Genomic DNA, 1,451 nt, shown 5'->3' with positions numbered 1-1,451 from the left:
TTGACTTGAATTTGGCTGCTAACGCAGCCAAAGAAATAGCTAGTACCTATTGACGGCCGGGAGGCTCATATGTGTTAGCTTTAAGCTCTGTTACTCATTTGGGATAGCGACGATCTGGAAGTCATCTTCATATATCACTACTCCAGGTAGATCAGATATTAACTCCGTAACTATGAAGCCACTTTGTTCTACATAAGGAATTATGGCTACTACGTGAGCAATAATTTCAACCGCTGTATCCTTAAACCAACAGACACCTTTTAAGCTTTCTGGATTATCAAAAACATCAGGAATTGGAAAAGAACTCATCAACCATTCTAGATGTGTATCAAGGTCAACTACGCTGGTTCCTTCAGCCTGCCTTTCTCGACTGATACGATAAGCCACGCCTAAGATTCCTTGATTCACTCCCGACTGTTTGTTGATATGCCCAACGACAAAACGTTTGAACACTATTTAGTCCTCATAATTCAACCAAAAAGCTAACGCCTTGCTCTGTTGCGGCCAAACTGGAGTGGATTTTGTGCTATAGTGCGGCGAAGCGAAACGCACAAAAGCCGCGTAGGTTTGGCCGTCAACAGGAGCAAATTGTTAGAACTTTTGGTTAATTCTAGCCATAACATAGACATTACAAAATGCACCATTTTTAAAAGCATAATCTTTAAATTCACCTTCTTTCACAAATCCATGCTTCTCATAGAACGATACGGCTTCGTTATTATCAGTAAATACTTCGATCTCGACGCGATGGATATTAAGCCAATTGTCACAGAGATCTAAAGCTGCTTGAAGTAACTTACTGCCAATACCTTTTCTATGTAGGTCATCCCTAACAGCCATGCCAAATCCTGCAGCATGCCTACGCCTCGGTGAGTTGTTATGTATATGTAGCCCGATTGAGCCGACAACCTCGCCGCCAATTTCTGCGACTAAAACTGTTACTTCCTTTGGCTTATCGGAAAGTCGGCTCCTCCATAATTGCTTTGAGGGAAAAGGTATTTGCAAAGTGCCTTCAATCGCTTTGGGATGAGAATACACTTTATGGAGATCCTCGTAATCGTCTACCTCGGCATGTCTAATTTTTATTTCCATAGCTCTATATCTGAATTGTTCTAACGAGACTGTAGAATAACTCCAACAGCCAGATTTGACTAAAAAACGGGGCCCAGCAATCAATCCTAAGCGTTTTTAAGACAATAGGTAATGCATTTGGAACCCATAAAACAGGCTATATTTCTTAAAAAAGAGAAATTATACAGCCTCAACGCCGCAATCTAGCGAATCCCCACAAAATATCTTTCGCTATCAAATACATAGAAAAGCATCTCGTTGTGTGATCTAATTAATTTCGCCAAAAACAAACCAGATTACAAGGAGATGCGTGAACTTAATATCATACACCAACAGCTACAAAATCAATGCCCTTTCATTCACAAAAAACGACTTCAATC

Annotated in this window: 2 protein-coding genes; both read right to left on the bottom strand. The window is 40.5% G+C overall.

The window, feature by feature from the left end:
- Positions 1–90: 90 nt before the first annotated feature.
- A complete protein-coding gene (locus tag K1M91_RS21140; protein ID WP_232804237.1) occupies positions 91–453 on the bottom strand; it encodes a hypothetical protein in 363 nt (120 codons plus the stop codon).
- Positions 454–591: 138 nt separating this feature from the next.
- Complete coding sequence (locus K1M91_RS21135; protein ID WP_232804236.1) at positions 592–1,092, bottom strand: GNAT family N-acetyltransferase; 501 nt, start codon at positions 1,090–1,092, stop codon at positions 592–594.
- Positions 1,093–1,451: the final 359 nt, after the last annotated feature.

It is taken from the genome of Motilimonas sp. E26 (assembly GCF_021278025.1).
In the GTDB taxonomy this organism is placed as follows: Bacteria; Pseudomonadota; Gammaproteobacteria; order Enterobacterales; family CBDFNC01; genus Motilimonas.
Note: the sequence above shows the minus strand (reverse complement) of the source record. Positions and strands in the feature narration are given on the sequence as shown.